Below are 17,195 nucleotides of genomic sequence, written 5' to 3' on the forward strand. Positions count from 1 at the left end.
GTTTTTGCAACTTCCCTCCTGAGGCGAGTGGAGCGTGCCATGCTTGGACGACATCTTCTGGGATACATGCCGGTACAGGTAGCCCAGGCCATTGTGGGGTTTGGATCGGTCGCGGTCTTCACCCGACTGATGGATGCCGAGGCCTATGGTGTCTACGCTCTCACACTCGCCACTCTGACACTGACCCATATTGCGACATTTACCTGGCTGGAAGCCGCAGTAGCGCGTTTCCATGCACGCGCGGACGCCCGCAAGCGCCTGCGTGACCACCTGGCAACCGCCTATGGCATCTACATCCTTCTGGCCGTGGGCGGTGGTGCACTGATTTTCGGGGCTATCCATCTTGCACCGCTGGACAATTCGCTGAAGGCCGTCTTCAGCTTCGCCGCCGTCTCGATGATCACGAGAGCCGCTCTGCAAATCGGTCTGGAAACCCATCGGGCGGGCGGCGGTGTCGCGCGATATTCCGCGCTGGAGGCGAGCTATCTGATGCTGGGCTTCATGATCGGTGTCGGACTGCTGGCACTGACGGACCTGGGTCCGGCCAGTATCTTCATCGGCACCGCCGTTGCCGCACTGGTGGCCCTGGTCTTTGACCTGCCGGTCATGTTGCGCCGGGCCCGCGGTGGGCGCGCCCAGCCTGCACGCGCGAAGACCTATGCACGTTATGGCTCTGCCGTCTCGCTCTCGCTCGTGTTCGAGCAATTGCTTTCCGTTGGCGATCGTTTTCTGCTGGCTGCCTTCCTCGGTTCGGGGGCCGTGGGCATGTACGCTGCTGGTTATGGTCTTGCAGACCGCCTGCTCGATATCATCTTCATCTGGTTCGGAGCAGCCGTCTGGCCAATGACGTTGAAGGCCTTTGAGACCCAGGGTGCGGACGTCGCCCGCAAACTCGCCGGTCAGGCCGCCAGCCTGATGGCGCTGATCAGCTTTCCTGCCGCCGCTGGCCTGGCCCTTGTCGCCGAGCCGCTGACAACGCTCATCGTCGGCGAAAGCGTCCGGTCGCAAGCCGCCGTGATCCTGCCGTGGATCGCATTGTCCGGATTGCTCAACGGCATGATGACCTATTATTTCCACGAGGCTTTCACGATCCGCCGTCGCAGCGGCTTCATGGCGGCATTGATGGCCGGTGCAGCCGCGCTGAACCTTGGTCTCAACCTCCTCTTCATCCCGGCCTTCGGCATTGTTGGCGCCGCCTATGCGACCGTTCTCGCCTATCTGATCTCGCTGGTCATCTGCGCCATTGTCGGGCGCAAGCTCTTCCCTCTGCCCCTGCCCTGGGGCGACTGGGTGAAGGCAGCGACGGCGACCATGATCATGGCCTCCGGCGTCTTCATCGTGCCGGATTTTGAGACTGCCTGGATTGCCCTCATCAGCAAGGCCCTGGCCGGGGCCGTCGTCTACGCAGCCGCCGCCTACGCCTTCAACATCGCCGACTGTCGCATCTGGCTGTCTGACATCAACAAACTCAATCTGCGCACCGAGACCCAATCATGAGCAAGACGGTTTCCTATACCGAACTGGCCAACGCCGCTTCCGAACACGACCAGAAGGTCCGGTTGAGCATCGCGATCCCGTTCTACAATGATGATCCGGGTGACCTCGTGCGCGCGCTCAATCCGCTGATCGGTGCGGACAAGTCGATCGAGATCCTGTTGTTTGATGATTGCAGCTCGCAGACCCATCTCAACGCACTGACCGGCCGGACAATCCGTGCCCTCACCGCACCTGCGCGCCTGATCAGTGCGCGGGAAAATGTCGGCCGCGCCCATGGTCGCAATATCCTGGCACGCGAAGCACGGGGCGAGTGGATCCTCTATCTCGATGCCGACATGGCCCCCACCGATGATGCTTTCCTGGCAACCTATCTGGAAGCCATGGAAACAAGCGGGCTGGACGCGATTTTCGGCGGTTACATAACCCGGACCCAGCACGCAGACCAGAACCTCGCCCTACACGCCGCGCTGGCCAGCGCCAGTGATCACTGTGACGCCGCCGCCCGCGAAAAAGTCGGCGCGACCGCCTTCTGCTCGTCCAATCTCCTGGCCCGTCGTGAACTGATGCTGGATGTGCCCTTCGACACCGGATTTGTCGGCTGGGGCTGGGAAGATGTGGACTGGGCTGTCGCCGCCTCCCGCCAGCACAAGCTAGGACATATCGACAATCCTGCGCAGCATGACGGCCTGCAACCGGTCGAGGTCCTGCTCGACAAGTTCCGCGCAGGCGCAACAAACTATGCCCGCATGCTGGAGAAACACCCGGACCTGAGAAACCTGCCGGGAGCCAAGGCCGCGCGGGCGATCCGACGTGTGCCGTTCAGCCGCTCACTGCGTCCGGTCTGGGCCAATCTGGCTCGCAATCACCAAGCGCCCATGCGGCTGCGCACACTCGGTCTTAAACTGTGGCGTGCGAGTTGGACGGCGGAGGTCATCTGATGAACTCACCCTATGTTCCCGGCGGCTGGCAGTCGCGTTTCACGCGACAGATCTCGCGCTTTCTGGCGCGCGATGAAATCGAGCTCGATCTCGATCACGCCATCGTCTCTGTCAGCTTTGATGATTTCCCGAAATCCGCCGTGACGGCGGGCGCTGAGGCGCTGGAAGCTCGCGGCTGGACCGGGACGTATTACGCCTCTGCCGGCTATGTCGGGCAGACAACGCATCACGGCGAGATGTTTGATGCCGACGACCTGCACCGGCTGGAATCCGCCGGGCATGAGATCGCCTGTCACACCTGGGAACATCTGGACTGCGCCAAGTCGAGCCCGGAAGAGGTCATCACCAGCCTCGAGCACAATGAACGCGCCCTGCGCGAACTGGGGCTGAAACAACCGCTGAGCTCCTTTGCCTATCCCTATGGCGAGACTGCACCGGGCATCAAGACGGCACTGGCCTCGCGTTTCCAGACCCTGCGTGGTGTACGCCCGGGTGTCATGCGTGGCCGCGCGGATCGCAATCTTCTTCCCGCTGTCGGCATTGATGGTGGCGAAGCCGGTATCCAGCGTGCGGTGGACGCCGCTGAAGCCCTCGCCCAGCACCCTGGCTGGCTGGTGTTCTACGCCCATGATGTCCAGGCCAATCCGACCGAATGGGGTTGTACGCCGGAGGATTTCGAACGCGTCCTGGACGCGATCGATCGCAGCGGCGCCCAGGTCCTCAACGTTCGGGACGCCTATGCAGCAATCACGAGGAGCGCGGCATGAGCACGGCGATCATTATCCCGACCTTTCGACGCCCGGACGGCTTGATGGCCGCACTGGAAAGCGCTCTCGCCCAGTCACGCCCGGCAGACGAGATCATTGTCGTCGACAACTCGCCGGAAGGCGGAGCCCGCGAGGCTATCGAGGCACTCGGCGCCGCGACTGTCCGTTATGTGCACGAGGCCGAGCCGGGTGTCGCCAATGCCCGCAACACGGCACTGGCGGCTACAGATTGCCGGTACATTGCGTTTCTGGACGATGATGAAATCGCACAGCCCAACTGGCTGGAGGCGCTCAAGGTCACTGCGGAACGACTGGACGCGCAGGTCGTGTTCGGCCCCCTTCAGGCCCAGGCACCCAGAGCCAGCGGCCTTCGCCTGCACCTGCTCAACCGGCTGTACTCCCGCGAAGGCGCTGCGAGCGATGAACTTCTCGGCAAACCCTTTGGCTGCGGCAATTCCCTTGTGGACCGGGCGGCCTTCGACCTTCCCCAGACGCCCTTTCCGCGTCATCTCAACGAGACCGGGGGCGAAGACGACATGTTTTTTGCCATGCTCGAACAACAAGGCGCGCGTTTTGCCTGGTCTGCAGGCGCGGGCGCGATCGAATGCGTGGATCCCTCGCGGGCCAACTGGCGCTACCTGCTTTCGCGCAGCTTTTCATTCGGACAGGGGCCGAGCCAGCATTGTGCGAACAAGGCCCGGCCGGATTGGGCTGGCGTCGCGAAATGGATGCTTGTCGGGCTGGCGCAGTTCGCCATCTTTGCGCCACTCGCCGTAGTGACCAGCCTGTTCAGCCCGCGCCTGTCTGCCGGCTTTATCGACAAGTCCGCCCAGGCCGCGGGCAAAATCTTCTGGCAGGACCGGTTTGCGCCGCGCTTTTACGGCAGCTCCGCCCTTGGCTAGCGGGCCCGCCGGTCTGCCAGCTTGGCGGCCACGAAGACGAACAGCGTCCAGCTCAGCGCGTTCTGCTGCAGGAAATTGCTCTCGGAAATACTCACGAGGCCCAGCATCGCGATCCACGGCAGGGCGAAATAGACTTCCTGCCCGTGAAACAGGCGTGACAGGCCCCGTCCCAGCGCGCGGAAATACACCATCGCCAACAGGACCACGCCTGGCAGACCGATCGCCAGGGCGGTTTCCAGCCAGCCATTATGCGCCGTGGGCACGTCCCAGGCTGTTTCTTGGTGAACCCAGAACACCGGCCCGCTCTCGGCCACCCAGTAGGCGCGATAGCCATACCCCGTCCATGGTGCGGCGCGGATCTGGTCGACCAGCACGACCCAGATATCTGTCCGGCCCGTCAGAGTGGCATCCCGGCCGAGCAGTTCCAGCGCCTCGATCGGTGCGATCAGGAGCGCCATGCCGGCCAGTACCGCACCAGTCAGTGACAAACACAGCGTCATGGCCGCAAATCCGAACCCCTGGCGGCACAGGCCAATACCGGCAATCCCGCCCACGCCCAGTAGCCAGGCCAGCAACGCTGTCTTGGATGTCGAGAGCAGGACGAGCGCCGTGCACAAGACGGCCATGAACCGCCACAACCAGCGACGTTCCGGATTGATCTGGGCAGCGGCAAATCCGCTGACCGAGCCCCAGGCCATCATGGCGCCCAGCGAGTTTTTCTCCCACCAGATACCCTTCCAGGCCCCGACATGCACGGCGTGATCGACGCCGATAGAGGGAACCGCCAGGGCAAATATGACGCTGAGTATCGCCAGGATGAAAAAGCTCGTCGCGATGATCAGAATGGCGTCACGCCAGCTCCAGCGCGCCGCGAACCAGAAGCCGAAGAGGCTGGTCATGATCAGGGCGAAGGAACGCCTGAGCGTCACGTCCGGTGCCAGCGACCAGAGCACAGAGACCATGGTCAGCATGACCAGCCCGACCAGGAGGGGGCTGGATGCGATGACGCGGAAGGTCGCGCCCGGGCGTGCGGCAATCATCACCAGCGTCACGGCATAAAACGGCAGCCACATCAGGCGCAGGAGGGCAGAGCCTTCCGGATCGGCGGAATCGGCAAAAACCGGCCCGATCAACCCCTGAGAGAACATGAAGATGAACAGGATGCACAGACCGGCTTCCGCCGCGCGGGCAAAGCCGATCGCGGGAGCATCAGTGAAACGCTGGAGAAAGGGTGGATGTTGGATAGCAACCCGGCTCATGCCGCGCTCCGATGGGCTCCTGCCCGGTTGACGACGACACCGGCGACAACGCCGCCCGCCGCCTCGATGGCGTCACGGCGGGCGTGCAGGCCATCAAAATTGTCCGCACGCGCATCCACGACAAGGATGACCCCGTCCATGTCTGCGACCAGGTTCATGGGCGCGCGGGACTGGCCCGGTGCGTCGATAACAGCAAGATCGATGGACTGGCGCACAGCGGACCAATAATCCGGCGCTCCCCGCAGGGCCGCCTGCAGTCGGGTCCCGTCACGGCGTTCCACCTTGGACACGACCAGCTTGTCGACCGAGGATGGCCGCCCCACCAGTCGCGCATTGCCATCCAGCACCCAGGGGGTCTCACGGCCCAGCGAAAGGTCGAACACGTCCGCTCTGACCCGGCAGGCTTCGGCTTGCGCATTCGCCTTGAAGTCCAGGTCAAACAGCCAGACGCCGCGCGTGGATCGCACGGCGCTAAGGCGCGAAATTTCCCGGGCCACAGTCGAGGCCCCGGCCCCGCGGCTGGTTCCCATGACCATCAATACACGCCCCAGACCGGAAGGCCGGCTGATGGGCTCAAGCTGATCAATCAGCGCACTCATGTCGGACGACAGGTTCACGACCGCTACTCACCTGGAGAATCGTTTCAGATTCCAATCTGCCTCTGGCGTGGTTAACGCGGCGCTTACGCGGAGCGGTCCGGGATGCGCGCGAGCACCGGCAATCCCACCAGCGCCTCACCGAGCGGGTCCGGGCGTGCTGGGGCCCCGACCGGCTGTACGGGCTGAGGCTCGCGGTAGCGCGGCGCCGCGGCCTGGTTCACCGCCTGCGTCGGCGCGTGTCGCTGGGCGGGACGCCGGGCTGCGATATAGGCCCGCCAATATCCCTTGATCAGGCCGAGGAAGACCGCCACGCCGGCGGCAAAGACAAAGGCGGCCATCAGGGCGAGCTTCTTCATGGACGAGCCACGCAGTGGCGGTGTCGCACGATCAAATACCCGCACCGCATCAGCAGCACCCGGGCCGAGCGAACGGCGAGCGGCGGCAACAGCTTCCTGCGCGGCAAAACCAGCAGCGGTTTCCTCGGCAGCGGTGACGTCCTGGGCAAGGCGTGTGTATTCCGGTTCCAGACCGCGCAGCCGGCTGACATCGCCCTGGGCTTCGCCCAGCTGGCGCTCAAAGACAGCAACCCGATTGGCTTCCTGGTTGGCATTGGCGCGGCGGGTAGCCAGTTCAGTTTCCAGCGCCTGGCGCACCGGGTTCACGCCCGTTCGACGCTGGCCCAGACCTTCCGCACCACCGGCATCCAAAAGACTTTGAATGGCAGAGATCTCGCGTTCAATGGCCACAACCGGCGGCGCGCCGGGCTGGTAACGCGACAGCAATTGCTCGCGCTCGATCCGGCGGTCCAGCAACAGGGTGGACGCGCCGTTTTCAACATAAAGCTCGATATTGGCCGGGATATTGTTGAGGCGGTTTTCCAGTGCCTGCGCCCCTGCCCGCGCCGCATCCCGATCCGCAGACGCCGTGCGCACCCGGTCCTGCAGGGTGGTGACGCTGGTTTCAGCCGCGCTCTTGTCAGAGACAAAATTGGCCAGCGAATGGGTGGACAGGAAAGCGTCGAGCGCGCTCTGCGCCTCGGCCACAGCCTGGTCGGCCTGTTGGCGGCGTTCGGTGACGGTCTCGATACCGGCCTCGACCAGGATTTCCTGGCGGTAGGCCAGATAGGAATCCACGACCGCGTTGAGGATCAGCGCCGCCTGGTCCGCATTGCCGGCCTCGTAACTGGCGACCAGCGCAGAGGAATACGGCTCACGTGAAATCGTCAGGCTGGAACCGAGCGCACGAAGTGCCGCACCATCGGCATTGCCGGAGACCGGTTCGCCCAGAATGGTTTCAGGGCCCAGAGCCGCCAGGGTCTGGCGCCGCACAGCACCGGAACCGAGCAATTCGCTTTCCGACTGCATGATCTGGTCGAGCATGAAAGCTCCGCCCGCACCGGCGGCCGCCGGGGTCGGATCATTTTCCAGCAGGACGAGGAGCCGCGACTGCGCTTCGAAACTCGGCTTGATCAGGGTCAGCGAGGCGGCCACACCAATGGCGAAAAGCACTGCAAAAACAACGACAATGAAGCCACGCTCGGCCCAGGCGAGTGCAATGATATCGAACAGGTCGAGGCCGTCACTGCGGGCACTGCCACGCAATGGCTCATCCCCGCCGCGAGGGGCGTTGGAATAAGGGTCTCGACTCATATGCTTATAAAGCGTCTCAGCCGCTTAATTTTTTCTTATCCAAAACAGGTGGAAATGGACGCAAGTTCAGTGGATCCGAGGATATTCTATGCGTGCCTCTCGTTTCGGCCTCGCAATTGCCGTTTCAATCGGCCTGGCAGCCTGCGCCAGCTCGGGTTCACTCGCCCCCCAAACGGACCCGGCCTGGTCAGGCCGCCAGTTCGCGAGCTGGCAGGAGACCGATCCCGCCTATCGCTTTTTCCCCGGTGACAGCATTGACGTGGTTGTGCATTCCGCCAGCGAGCTAAACCGTACCGTTGCCATCGGGCCGGACGGGCGTGTGCCCCTGCCCCTGATCGGCAATGTCATGGTGGCCAATCGCACCGATTTCGAGATCGCCAATGTGATCGCCGACGCCTATGCGCAAAACGTGCTGGTCAATCCGATCGTGGAAGTGCGCCGCGCCGCCCTGGGCCCGCAAAACATCATTGTTGGCGGAGAGGTCAACACGCCCGGCCTGGTCGAGATGACCGGCCCGGTCGGCGCGCTTGAAGCCGTCATGCGGGCCGGCGGTTTCCGCAACACGGCCGCGCGCGGCGATGTCGTCGTCCTGCGCCGCCAGCCCGGCGGCGCGTTGATGATGCGCACCGTCAATCTCCACGATGCCCTGGACGGCCGCCCGGGCGCTGACCGCGTCCAGCTGCGCCGCCACGACATCATCTTCGTGCCCCGCTCCACCGTGGCGGAAATCAATGTTTTTGTTGAACAATATGTGTCGGGCATCCTGCCGCTCGACCAGGCATTTTCCTACGCGATCGCGGACGCGATTACGAATAATTGATGGCTTCTGCTGGCCCTGACCGACCGACTTTCGCGCCGGCAAAGATTTTTATCTCCGCTTTTATTGCGGGTGCTTACCCGCAAGCCCGATGTCAGCCTGAGAATGCAGGCTTCATACGCACGTCACAGGTTACTCTCGCGTAGAAATCTACGAAGTCACGATCTGCCGGAACGGCGATCAGGCGATGGGAGGCGGGCGAAACAAATTCCCATGTTATTTCCGTTTGTTGGCAATGATCATTCTGGCGCACAACATCGATGCACAGGACGCGAAGACCCAGACTTCCAAGGGACTCGCATACTGATGTATTTCTTGTCCAGTTATTCCCCACGAGGCCGATTACCACCCCACCCGCTGGAAGCGAGCTTCGAAGAGAGTAAATACCATCAGTCATGACATCCCTCTTGTAACTCTGGCTTACACTATCGGCCTCCGTACTGGGGGACACAAAACGCACAGGCACCCAGCGTTGCTCGGAAGAGGCTGCAAGTATTAGATCTAGCCACGCTACAGATTGACGACCGTCGAATGGTGGACTTGTCCAGAATGGTATTTGCGACAGTGCATCGATTATTTCTGGCGGTTCCGTCTGGGCCCTTGCGTTCTCAATTGACGTGTTGTTTGGAAGCTCAAGCGCCAGAGCGGTTGATAGACCACTAGCCAGTGAAGTTCCCAACAGATGCTTTACCAGACAAGGTGCTGCTGCACGGCCGTGGACCTCGCCCACCAGCACAACATCGACCTCCGAGAGGCGAGCGGAGATTGGGTGCAGTTCGGAAATCGTCGGGGTATAGTCTGAACAGATGTCCGCCTCAAAACCTCCAGCTTGAGAGCTCAATGCAGTTTGAAACGATGCTCCTATTGCAAACAAAAATTCTATCATCCGTACAGCGCCTTAAAAACGAACCTGGGATCGCCTCCCGTCAAACAGACACACACCTCCCATGGCCTGGCCACCTCCGACGGCGGAAGGCCTTTAACACAGCCAGAGAACACGGAGGCACATTCGTTAGCTCCTCACCTCTAGCTGTATACCACTTTCCCACATTCCCAGATCCGTCTCTACGCCAACCGGCACATCCGCCGCCACCCTGGGCGCGGAACGGAGACTTTGCGGGCTCTGGTGACCCGTCAGGCAAGGCTGTCTGCATGCGCGGCCAAGAGACAAGAGCCTCCCCGCGGCATGACACCTGATCGCGACTTGAGCTGGTCAGATACAGGCCTTAGAGACCTGCTCACACAGCTATCGCGGCATATTTCTGGTATTTTTGAGTGTCCGGGCCCGGCAGGCCTCCCCGACCTGCCGGATATTCGGACAGAGTGGTGTGATCCGCCCTAGTGGCGGGTCGAGAGCCACTCGCGCGCAGCCTTCTGCGCATTGGCAATGTCGAGATTGGACATCTGGTCGGAAATTTCCTGGCGATAGTATTTCGCCGGCTCGGAACCCATCAGTGCGGCCAGATTGAACCACTTGTGAGCTTCGATGTAATCGATCTCGCCACCTTGTCCCGTGGAATACAGAATTCCCAGCTTGCAGAGATCTTCGCCCGTCGGATCCGTGGAAACGGCTTCGTGGGCCTGTGCGGTTTCAACATCAGTGAACGCCATTGCGTCTTCCCCTGTACTACTCGGCAAACACGGCCCTTTTGGGTCCTCTGTTTGCGCCACCATCCTGTCCGAATGCCCTTCGAACGAGTTGGACTTTGAGCAAAGAGAATTGCATTAAGGTTAAGAGGACAAAGAAATATTCCGCCTTAAACCTTTAAATGCGTTAGCTTTTCTTTCCCAAGAATAAACGACTGAGATAGGCATCCACCAGGCGCACCCGCCCGGCATTGCGCACCAGGGGCTCTGTAGAAAGGCGCACGAGGTTCAGCAGGAGGATGATCAATCCGGCCAGCAGGGACAGGGCCAGACCGCGCAAATCCGCCTGGTCCGCCTCGCCTCTTTCCTCCACCACATCGAGCACGGAATACATCTCCTGGCCGAGGCGCGACTGCATCGCCAGGACCGCCGGTCCGACCGCATCGAGCAGAACCGACAAACGCCCGATATCTTCAATTTGATAGATACCGCTTACCATGCGTGTGGTGACCCGGGCGGTGTGATCGAGCCGGATATCGGCCAGTTCCGCCAGCGCACTGCCCAGAGCAGCCAGATTGGAGCGCTGTCCGGTATGGATGCGATTGATGCGGTCTTCTTCACGGCGCGGCGCGGCAAAGGCCAGGTCCGGCCGGAAGCCAGCATCTCTCAGGCTGGCGACCAGCGCCTCCTGGGGCAGATGGGTTTCGAACAACGCTCGCAATTCCTGCTCAAGGCTGACCGGCAAACGTCCGGCCACATAACCCGCGCGCAGGATGGACGCCCCGGCCCGCGCAGCGCCGGTATCGCGCCCCAGATCCACCATGCCCGCTTCCAGGGCGGAAAGTGACAACAGGAAGGGATCAAACTGGCCACGCGGTATGATGCTGGCCGTACACGGTTCGGCAAAGGCGTCTTGCGCCATGGGCGCCAGACACAGCTGGATCACCAGATGGCGCACACCGGAATAGAGGCGTGTATCGCTGCGATAATGGGTCACCAGTCCGGACAGGGTCGACAGCTCGAGCTGGCCCTGCTGGCTGGCACGGAAAAAATCATCGATCGGCGCGGCCGAGATTTCCCAGACCAGGCGCGAGCGTTCGTATCGGTCCAGGATATTGGCCGGGGCAAAGATGACCGCGGCCGGTTCCAGCCCGCGAATCTCGGCCTGCTGTAATTGTGCGTCGATGACGCCATCGAGGCGGCGCTCGCGCTCCTGCGGCGGCAAGGCACGCAATTCCGCGTCCAGCTCGGCCGGGTCGCGGCCGGCGGCCAGCAGGCGCAGCGCTAGGGCTTCCTCGCCCAGCCAGTACGGCCCCGCCTGGGCCCAGCCGGCAAACCGGTCCAGGTCCGGACGCCGACGGATATCGCCATTGATGGCGTCGGCCAGCTCCTCCACCCAGACGTCATAGGCATCATCACCGGGCGCACGGGAGGCGGCAAAGGCCGTCTCGATTCGTGCTTCAAGATCTGCCGGTGCTGATGCGACCACCCTCAGCCCGCCCATATCGTCCAGAATGCGCGCAGCAAACCAGACTGAGGCCCCGATTGCAGCCAGCAGCAGCGCCGTCTGGAAGCCCTTGAACAGGAGTCTCCAGATCAGCCACATCACCATGCCAAAGGGCGACGCTTCCCAGAAGCGCCCGCGGTCATTGACGTATTCCTCGATACGAGCGAGCCGGCGTGATTCCGCCTCGGTCAGCCCGGCGCGACGGAAGGTCTCCGCGCGGCCGGAGCGATCCTCGCCCCTTGCGCTATTGTCGCTGGTGGCGTCCGACGCCATTCAAAACCCCCATTTCCCCCTGGAGCGGAGATTTGAATACTCGCGCGGACGATGCAAGCGCGTTAGCCCCACAGGCGAAGTTTTATCCCCGGCTGTGACACACACGCCCGCCAACTGTGCCTGCGACGTTACAGCGCTTGGCAGTTCGCCGCGAAAGACCTAAGCAGGGCACACACAAAAAGACGAGACCTGATCCATGACCGCTACCGACAGCCTGAACCGCTTTCCGCCCGTATCCATGTCCCTGCAGAAAACCGATCCGGAAGCCTTCGCGAAGGAGCTGGGCAAGAGTTTTCGGGAATACGGGTTTGCCGCCATTTCGGACCATGGCCTGGACCAGGACCTGATCGATCGCGCCTATGAGGTTGCCGCGAAATTCTTTGCCCTGCCCGAAGAGACCAAGATGAAGTATTTCATCGAGAACGGCGGCGGCGCGCGCGGTTACACGCCCTTTGGCAAGGAAATCGCCAAGGATGCGCAGCATGTCGACCTCAAGGAGTTCTGGCATGTCGGTCGCGACCTGCCCGCCGGTCACCCCTATGAAAAAGACATGGCGCCGAATGTGATGCCCGAAGAGATCGCGGAATGGGAAGAGGTCATCCACAAGCTCTATTCCGCCTTTGACGCGCTGGGCGGTGATGTCCTGCGCGCCATCGCCACAGATCTGGGCCTGGAAGAGGATTTCTTTGCCGACACGGTTCGCGACGGCAATTCGGTCATGCGCCTGCTGCACTACCCGCCGGTCCAGGGCGATACGGGTGGATCCATCCGCGCCGAGGCCCATGGCGATATCAATACCATCACCCTGCTGCTGGGCGCCGACGAGCCGGGCCTGCAGGTGATGACACGCGAAGGCGAGTGGGTCGACATGAACCCGCCGGCCGGCTGTCTGGCCGTAAATATGGGCGACATGCTGTCCCGCTCGACCAATGGCATCCTGCCCTCGACCCAGCACCGCGTGATCAATCCCAAGGGTGCGCGCACCGAGCACTCGCGTTATTCCATGCCCTTCTTCCTGCACTATCGCCCGGACTATCTCATCGAGACCCTGCCCGGCTGCGAGCGCGAAGGCGTTGAACCAGCCGAGCCGATCACGGCGCACGAATTCCTGTTCCAGCGCCTGAAAGAAATCGGTTTGATGTAGGTCGGGGGAGATGACAGTTGCGGATGGCCGCAGTCATTACCACCTGTGAAAGATGTCACACCGACACCGCCTTCCCATTGCGACCGCCGTCGCGCTGATACTTGTCGTATCGATTGTTGGTCTTGTGGGCCGTTCCGCGATCACACCCCGGTCCACCGCGTTGCAATGCCAGATCGCCGGGGCCGTGCTCGAGGATTTGCCTCGCGATCTCAACGATCAGCCACCTGGAGAACCAAGCCAGCTACTCGCCCTCTCCCATGTGCTGAGCGATGTCACCCTGGAGCCGCCCAACTGGTCGGATTGGTCTGAAACGCCCTTTACCACCCACCATGACCGTTCGAATTCACTGATCGAAACGCCGTTCGAGCGCTTGCCCGCCACATCGCTGGCCGGGTGTCGATTTGATCGTTTGCCCGGGTGGGAAGCGATCGACGCCATCGGATGGGTCTTCACCCACAAAAATCGACGTCCGCTCTCACACGAACAATATGTTCTGTTCAAGCCGACCAACATCTACGTGTCCGAGACGCGGGAAATGGCCATCATGGGCCTGGGTTTGGAGGGTGAGAGTTTTCTCGAAGGCGCCAGTTTCTCCTCGACGCCTCTCCCAAGCCAAATCCTGCTGATGCTTGAAAAAGACGAAGCCGGCAAATGGCGTGTCACGGGCCATCACTACGTTCGGAACTGGTGACGATCTGATCTGACAGCAACGCACGTCGAAGCCTGCGACCTGTCGATCAAGTATGAATTCCGATCACTAAGCTTGTCATCCCGAACGGAGAGCCGGGCCTGACCCGGCTGGAGATCCGGGATCCTTGGCGCGGACTGATGGGTCCCGGCTCTACGCCCCGCGTCCGCGGGGCATCCGGCCGGGATGACAAGATGTGTTGTTGCCGAGCAACGCATGATCCAAACGAAAAAAGAGGCACGTGCCCCATGCACGTGCCTCCTTGAGTGGGCATTTCTGAAATACCGGCAGCGGGATTGGTTCACCCCCCCGTCTGCACGCGAAACTATCTCTGGGTTGTATTACTCGTTCGCTAACACGGACGTTACAACACCCTCATGAATAACGATATTCAGGAATGGCGCTCATACGATTTTGACGATCTAGCGGTTGGAGCGCTCAATCATTCACGCGCAAGTGACGCGCGCACAGCACGGACCATCAATTCATCCCAGATCTGAACCACCGCGCCATGCGGAGTTTCATCACGCGCGAGCACGAGAACGCAAACCTCGGGCGTTTGGGAGGCGATTCTCTCCGCCAATGCCGAAGCCTCCGTGAAACTCTCCTCATCGACCAGGAATTCGCCCTGCTCGGTGACACGAAGTTCCAGCAATTCCCCACACTCCGGGGTCACATCCGAAGCTGGTGGCGGGGCCAGACTGACGCCAGCCTCACTATGATACGTCGCCAGAACCACCGTCGCCACCAACACCCCGCTCAGGAGGATGATCCCGGCCGCGAATAAAAGAATTCTGCGAACCACCTAGAGTCCCAGCTTGTCCTTGAGGATCTGGTTCACCGCTTGCGGGTTGGCCTTGCCCTGCATGGCTTTCATCACCTGGCCGACAAACCAGCCCATGGCTTTCGGCTTCTCCTTGACGGAGGCCGCCTGGTCCGGATTGTCCGCGATGAGCTGGTCGATGACGGCTTCGATGGCGCCGGTATCAGTGACCTGTTTCAGGCCGCGATCTTCCACGATCTGCGCCGGGTCACCGCCTTCAGACCACAGGATCTCGAACACGTCCTTGGCGATCTTGCCGGAAATCGTGCCGTCCTTGATCAGGGCCACCAGGCCGCCGAGCTGCTGCGCAGAGACCGGGCTGTCATTGATGCCCATGCCTTCCTTGTTCAGGCGACCGAAAAGCTCGTTATTGACCCAGTTGGACGCCAGTTTCGCATCGCGGCCCTCGGCCACTGTCTCGAAATAATCGGCGCGGTCCTTGTCGGCCGCCAGCACGCTGGCATCATATTCCGACAGGCCCAGCTCGGACTTGAAACGCTCGCGCTTCTGGTCCGGCAATTCCGGCAGGTTCGCGCGGATCTGGTCGACCCAGTCCTGCTGGAGTTCCAGCGGCAGGAGGTCGGGATCCGGGAAATAGCGATAGTCATGCGCTTCTTCCTTGGAACGCATGGACCGCGTCACACCGGTATTGGCGTCGAACAGGCGTGTTTCCTGGTCGATCGTGCCGCCCTCCTCGATGATATCGATCTGGCGCTTGGCCTCGTATTCAATCGCCTGGCGGATAAAGCGCAGGGAGTTGACGTTCTTGATCTCGCAGCGCGTGCCGAGATGAGAGAAATCACCGGTTTCGCGGAATTTCTCGTACTGGCCGGGCTTGCACACCGAGACATTGACGTCGGCGCGCAGCTGGCCCTTCTCCATGTCACCGCCACAGGTGCCGAGATAACGCACGATGGTGCGCATCTTGGAGACATAGGCAGACGCTTCCTCGGGCGAGCGGATATGCGGACGGGAGACGATCTCCATCAACGCCACACCGGACCGGTTGAGATCTACATAGGTGTGGCTCGGGTCCAGGTCGTGGATGGATTTGCCGGCATCCTGCTCCAGGTGCAGACGCTCGATGCCCACCTTGAAGCGCGAGCCGTCATCCCGCTCACACTCGATCTCGCCTTCGCCGACGATCGGGTACTGGAACTGGGAGATCTGGTAGCCCTGCGGCAGGTCCGGATAGAAATAATTCTTGCGGTCAAAACGGGACCAGAGATTGATCTCGGCATTGAGCCCCAGGCCCGTGCGCACAGCCTGTTCAACCACGTGCTGGTTGATCACCGGCAGCATGCCCGGCATGGCCGCATCGACCAGGGAGACCTGGGTATTGGGTGCCGCGCCAAAGGCCGTCGCCGCACCGGAGAAGAGCTTGGCATTGGAGACGACCTGGGCGTGGATCTCCAGCCCCATAACGATCTCCCAGTCACCGGTTGCGCCAGCAATGGTATAGGTATTGCTCATCTCTCGTCTTCCTCGTCGTCATCCCATGTGGGACGTTCATCTTCGGGGACAGCCTGCGCGGCCGTCAGAATTCGTCCGGCTGCCGTTACGGTCAGGCCGAAAAGTACAAAACCGGCACCCGGCACCATCAGCACGATGGTCCAGATCACCTTGGGTTCCAGCACCACGATGTCGCGATAGACCAGCGCCCCGGCGAGCAGCAAGAGTGCCCCGACCAGAAAGCTGGGTCGCGCCAGTTTGAGCGCGCTTGGAGGGTTTGGGGTCGGGTTTTGGGTCGGGTTTTTCTGGTCCATCAGCCCACCTTCTCCACGACGGCGCCCTGCGGCGGTTCCTTGTGATAGATCTCGATGGCCTCGAAGCTCACGCGGTCACCATCGCGGGTCCATTTGGCGCGCATGACTTCCTTCTTCCAGTCGAGCCGGAAGAATTGCCGCGCGATATTGATCAGCGCCTCGCGTTGAGGCTGGATATCGAGCACCTTGGCCAGGGCGAGAAGATTGTCCGAGGCGAACACGCCGCCCAGGCTCCAGTCCTGCCCGGCCTTGCCCTGGACCACCAAGGCTTCGTCACCCACCGGCACCCAGAAGACACCATCCTCGTCCAGCTTGCCCTGGCGGCGGAACGGCGTGCCCGCGCCACTGACAAAACCCAGGGATTGCAGGTGAAACAGGGATTTCAACTGCCCCAGATCGCTTTCATCGACCGGAATGAAATCACTGGAGATGATCAGCGAGGCATACTTGTTGATCAGGCCCAGCTCGCGCTGCCCCAGCTTGGAGAGGGTCGCCAGCAGGCTCGTCGAGATCGCACCCGGATGAAGGATTTCCTGTGCCAGGCAAGCCGCCCAGACACGGCGCATCACCGGATCGACCGTACGTTCGGCCCGCGCGGCAAAGGTCAGCAACCAGCCTTCCTCGACCTGTCCTTCAGAGGCGTCGCGGGCATCCGCGCCGGTCAGCAGCTGGTCAGCGGCCATGGCCGCAATGATCTCGCGATTGGACTGGGTCAGCACCGCTTCAGACAGCATGCGCGACGATGCCCGTCCCAGCACGGCCTGGTCGGCCTCGACGACCTTGAGCACCTCGACACCGAGCTTTTCGTCAACCTTTTCGCCGGAGGCAAACTGCGCGAGGACGACCGCCGTCTCCTCGATCTCGGACGACCACGGCACACCAATGGTCCGGCCAATCGCCTTCGCCGCCCGTTCCTTCACAGGATCGGGCAGGTCCAGCAGGCCTTGCCAGTTTATGGAATGCGCCTGTTCGGCCATCG

Annotated in this window: 16 protein-coding genes; 7 read left to right on the forward strand and 9 right to left on the reverse strand. The window is 61.8% G+C overall.

The features are described 5' to 3' along the window. The first annotated feature begins 39 nt into the window (after positions 1–39). The 4 genes from JJ889_RS13055 to JJ889_RS13070 are packed head-to-tail and all read left to right on the forward strand — an operon-like array spanning position 40 to position 4,104. Entirely contained in the window at positions 40–1,497 is a 1,458-nt protein-coding gene (locus tag JJ889_RS13055; protein WP_291895803.1) for an oligosaccharide flippase family protein, read from the forward strand. After that, positions 1,494–2,435, forward strand: coding sequence for a glycosyltransferase family A protein (locus tag JJ889_RS13060; protein ID WP_291895805.1), 942 nt, complete (start codon positions 1,494–1,496; stop codon positions 2,433–2,435). Before JJ889_RS13055 ends, JJ889_RS13060 begins: the two co-directional genes overlap by 4 nt. Beyond that, entirely contained in the window at positions 2,435–3,202 is a 768-nt protein-coding gene (locus JJ889_RS13065) for a polysaccharide deacetylase family protein (protein WP_291895806.1), read from the forward strand. The genes JJ889_RS13060 and JJ889_RS13065 overlap by 1 nt, the downstream gene beginning before the upstream one ends. Further along, positions 3,199–4,104 (forward strand): glycosyltransferase family 2 protein, encoded by a 906-nt coding sequence (locus tag JJ889_RS13070; protein ID WP_291895807.1) that lies wholly within the window; start codon positions 3,199–3,201, stop codon positions 4,102–4,104. The genes JJ889_RS13065 and JJ889_RS13070 overlap by 4 nt, the downstream gene beginning before the upstream one ends. On the opposite strand, the gene JJ889_RS13075 is transcribed toward JJ889_RS13070, so the two are convergent. The 3 genes from JJ889_RS13075 to JJ889_RS13085 all read right to left on the reverse strand — a co-directional run bounded on the left by JJ889_RS13075 (position 4,101) and on the right by JJ889_RS13085 (position 7,563). Next, complete coding sequence (locus tag JJ889_RS13075) at positions 4,101–5,363, reverse strand: O-antigen ligase family protein (RefSeq protein ID WP_291895808.1); 1,263 nt, start codon at positions 5,361–5,363, stop codon at positions 4,101–4,103. The genes JJ889_RS13070 and JJ889_RS13075 overlap by 4 nt on opposite strands. Continuing rightward, positions 5,360–5,980: a hypothetical protein gene (locus JJ889_RS13080; RefSeq protein ID WP_291895809.1), complete on the reverse strand. Its 621-nt coding sequence runs from the start codon at positions 5,978–5,980 to the stop codon at positions 5,360–5,362. The genes JJ889_RS13075 and JJ889_RS13080 overlap by 4 nt, the downstream gene beginning before the upstream one ends. 65 nt (positions 5,981–6,045) lie before the next feature. Then, positions 6,046–7,563 (reverse strand): hypothetical protein, encoded by a 1,518-nt coding sequence (locus tag JJ889_RS13085; RefSeq protein ID WP_291895810.1) that lies wholly within the window; start codon positions 7,561–7,563, stop codon positions 6,046–6,048. Between the two features lie 136 nt (positions 7,564–7,699). Between JJ889_RS13085 and JJ889_RS13090 the strand changes: the two genes are divergently transcribed. After that, positions 7,700–8,431: a polysaccharide biosynthesis/export family protein gene (locus JJ889_RS13090; RefSeq protein ID WP_291895811.1), complete on the forward strand. Its 732-nt coding sequence runs from the start codon at positions 7,700–7,702 to the stop codon at positions 8,429–8,431. A 1,335-nt stretch (positions 8,432–9,766) separates the two neighbouring features. On the opposite strand, the gene JJ889_RS13095 is transcribed toward JJ889_RS13090, so the two are convergent. Together JJ889_RS13095 and JJ889_RS13100 are read right to left on the reverse strand one after the other, a co-directional pair. Next, a complete protein-coding gene (locus JJ889_RS13095) occupies positions 9,767–10,039 on the reverse strand; it encodes a hypothetical protein (protein WP_291895812.1) in 273 nt (90 codons plus the stop codon). Positions 10,040–10,202: 163 nt separating this feature from the next. Then, on the reverse strand, positions 10,203–11,795 hold the full coding sequence (locus tag JJ889_RS13100; RefSeq protein ID WP_291895813.1) for a hypothetical protein: 1,593 nt from the start codon (positions 11,793–11,795) through the stop codon (positions 10,203–10,205). 196 nt (positions 11,796–11,991) lie between these two features. Between JJ889_RS13100 and JJ889_RS13105 the strand changes: the two genes are divergently transcribed. Together JJ889_RS13105 and JJ889_RS13110 are read left to right on the forward strand one after the other, a co-directional pair. Next, a complete protein-coding gene (locus JJ889_RS13105) occupies positions 11,992–12,939 on the forward strand; it encodes a 2-oxoglutarate and iron-dependent oxygenase domain-containing protein (RefSeq protein ID WP_291895814.1) in 948 nt (315 codons plus the stop codon). Positions 12,940–12,991: 52 nt separating this feature from the next. Beyond that, positions 12,992–13,630, forward strand: a complete 639-nt coding sequence (locus JJ889_RS13110) for a hypothetical protein (protein WP_291895815.1) — start codon at positions 12,992–12,994, stop codon at positions 13,628–13,630. Positions 13,631–14,069: 439 nt separating this feature from the next. Here JJ889_RS13110 and JJ889_RS13115 read toward each other — a convergent pair whose 3' ends face one another. Genes JJ889_RS13115 through JJ889_RS13130 form a run of 4 tightly spaced genes read right to left on the reverse strand, consistent with a single transcriptional unit; the run spans position 14,070 to position 17,193 of the window. Further along, positions 14,070–14,375, reverse strand: a complete 306-nt coding sequence (locus JJ889_RS13115) for a biopolymer transporter ExbD (protein WP_291895816.1) — start codon at positions 14,373–14,375, stop codon at positions 14,070–14,072. Positions 14,376–14,432: 57 nt separating this feature from the next. Then, on the reverse strand, positions 14,433–15,923 hold the full coding sequence (gene gatB / locus JJ889_RS13120; protein ID WP_291895817.1) for an Asp-tRNA(Asn)/Glu-tRNA(Gln) amidotransferase subunit GatB: 1,491 nt from the start codon (positions 15,921–15,923) through the stop codon (positions 14,433–14,435). Continuing rightward, a complete protein-coding gene (locus JJ889_RS13125; RefSeq protein ID WP_291895818.1) occupies positions 15,920–16,216 on the reverse strand; it encodes a hypothetical protein in 297 nt (98 codons plus the stop codon). The genes gatB and JJ889_RS13125 overlap by 4 nt, the downstream gene beginning before the upstream one ends. Then, positions 16,216–17,193 (reverse strand): DUF2806 domain-containing protein, encoded by a 978-nt coding sequence (locus JJ889_RS13130; RefSeq protein ID WP_291895819.1) that lies wholly within the window; start codon positions 17,191–17,193, stop codon positions 16,216–16,218. Before JJ889_RS13130 ends, JJ889_RS13125 begins: the two co-directional genes overlap by 1 nt. Between the last annotated feature and the right edge of the window lie 2 nt (positions 17,194–17,195).

This window comes from Maricaulis sp. (genome assembly GCF_017643475.1).
Taxonomy (GTDB): Bacteria; Pseudomonadota; Alphaproteobacteria; order Caulobacterales; family Maricaulaceae; genus Maricaulis.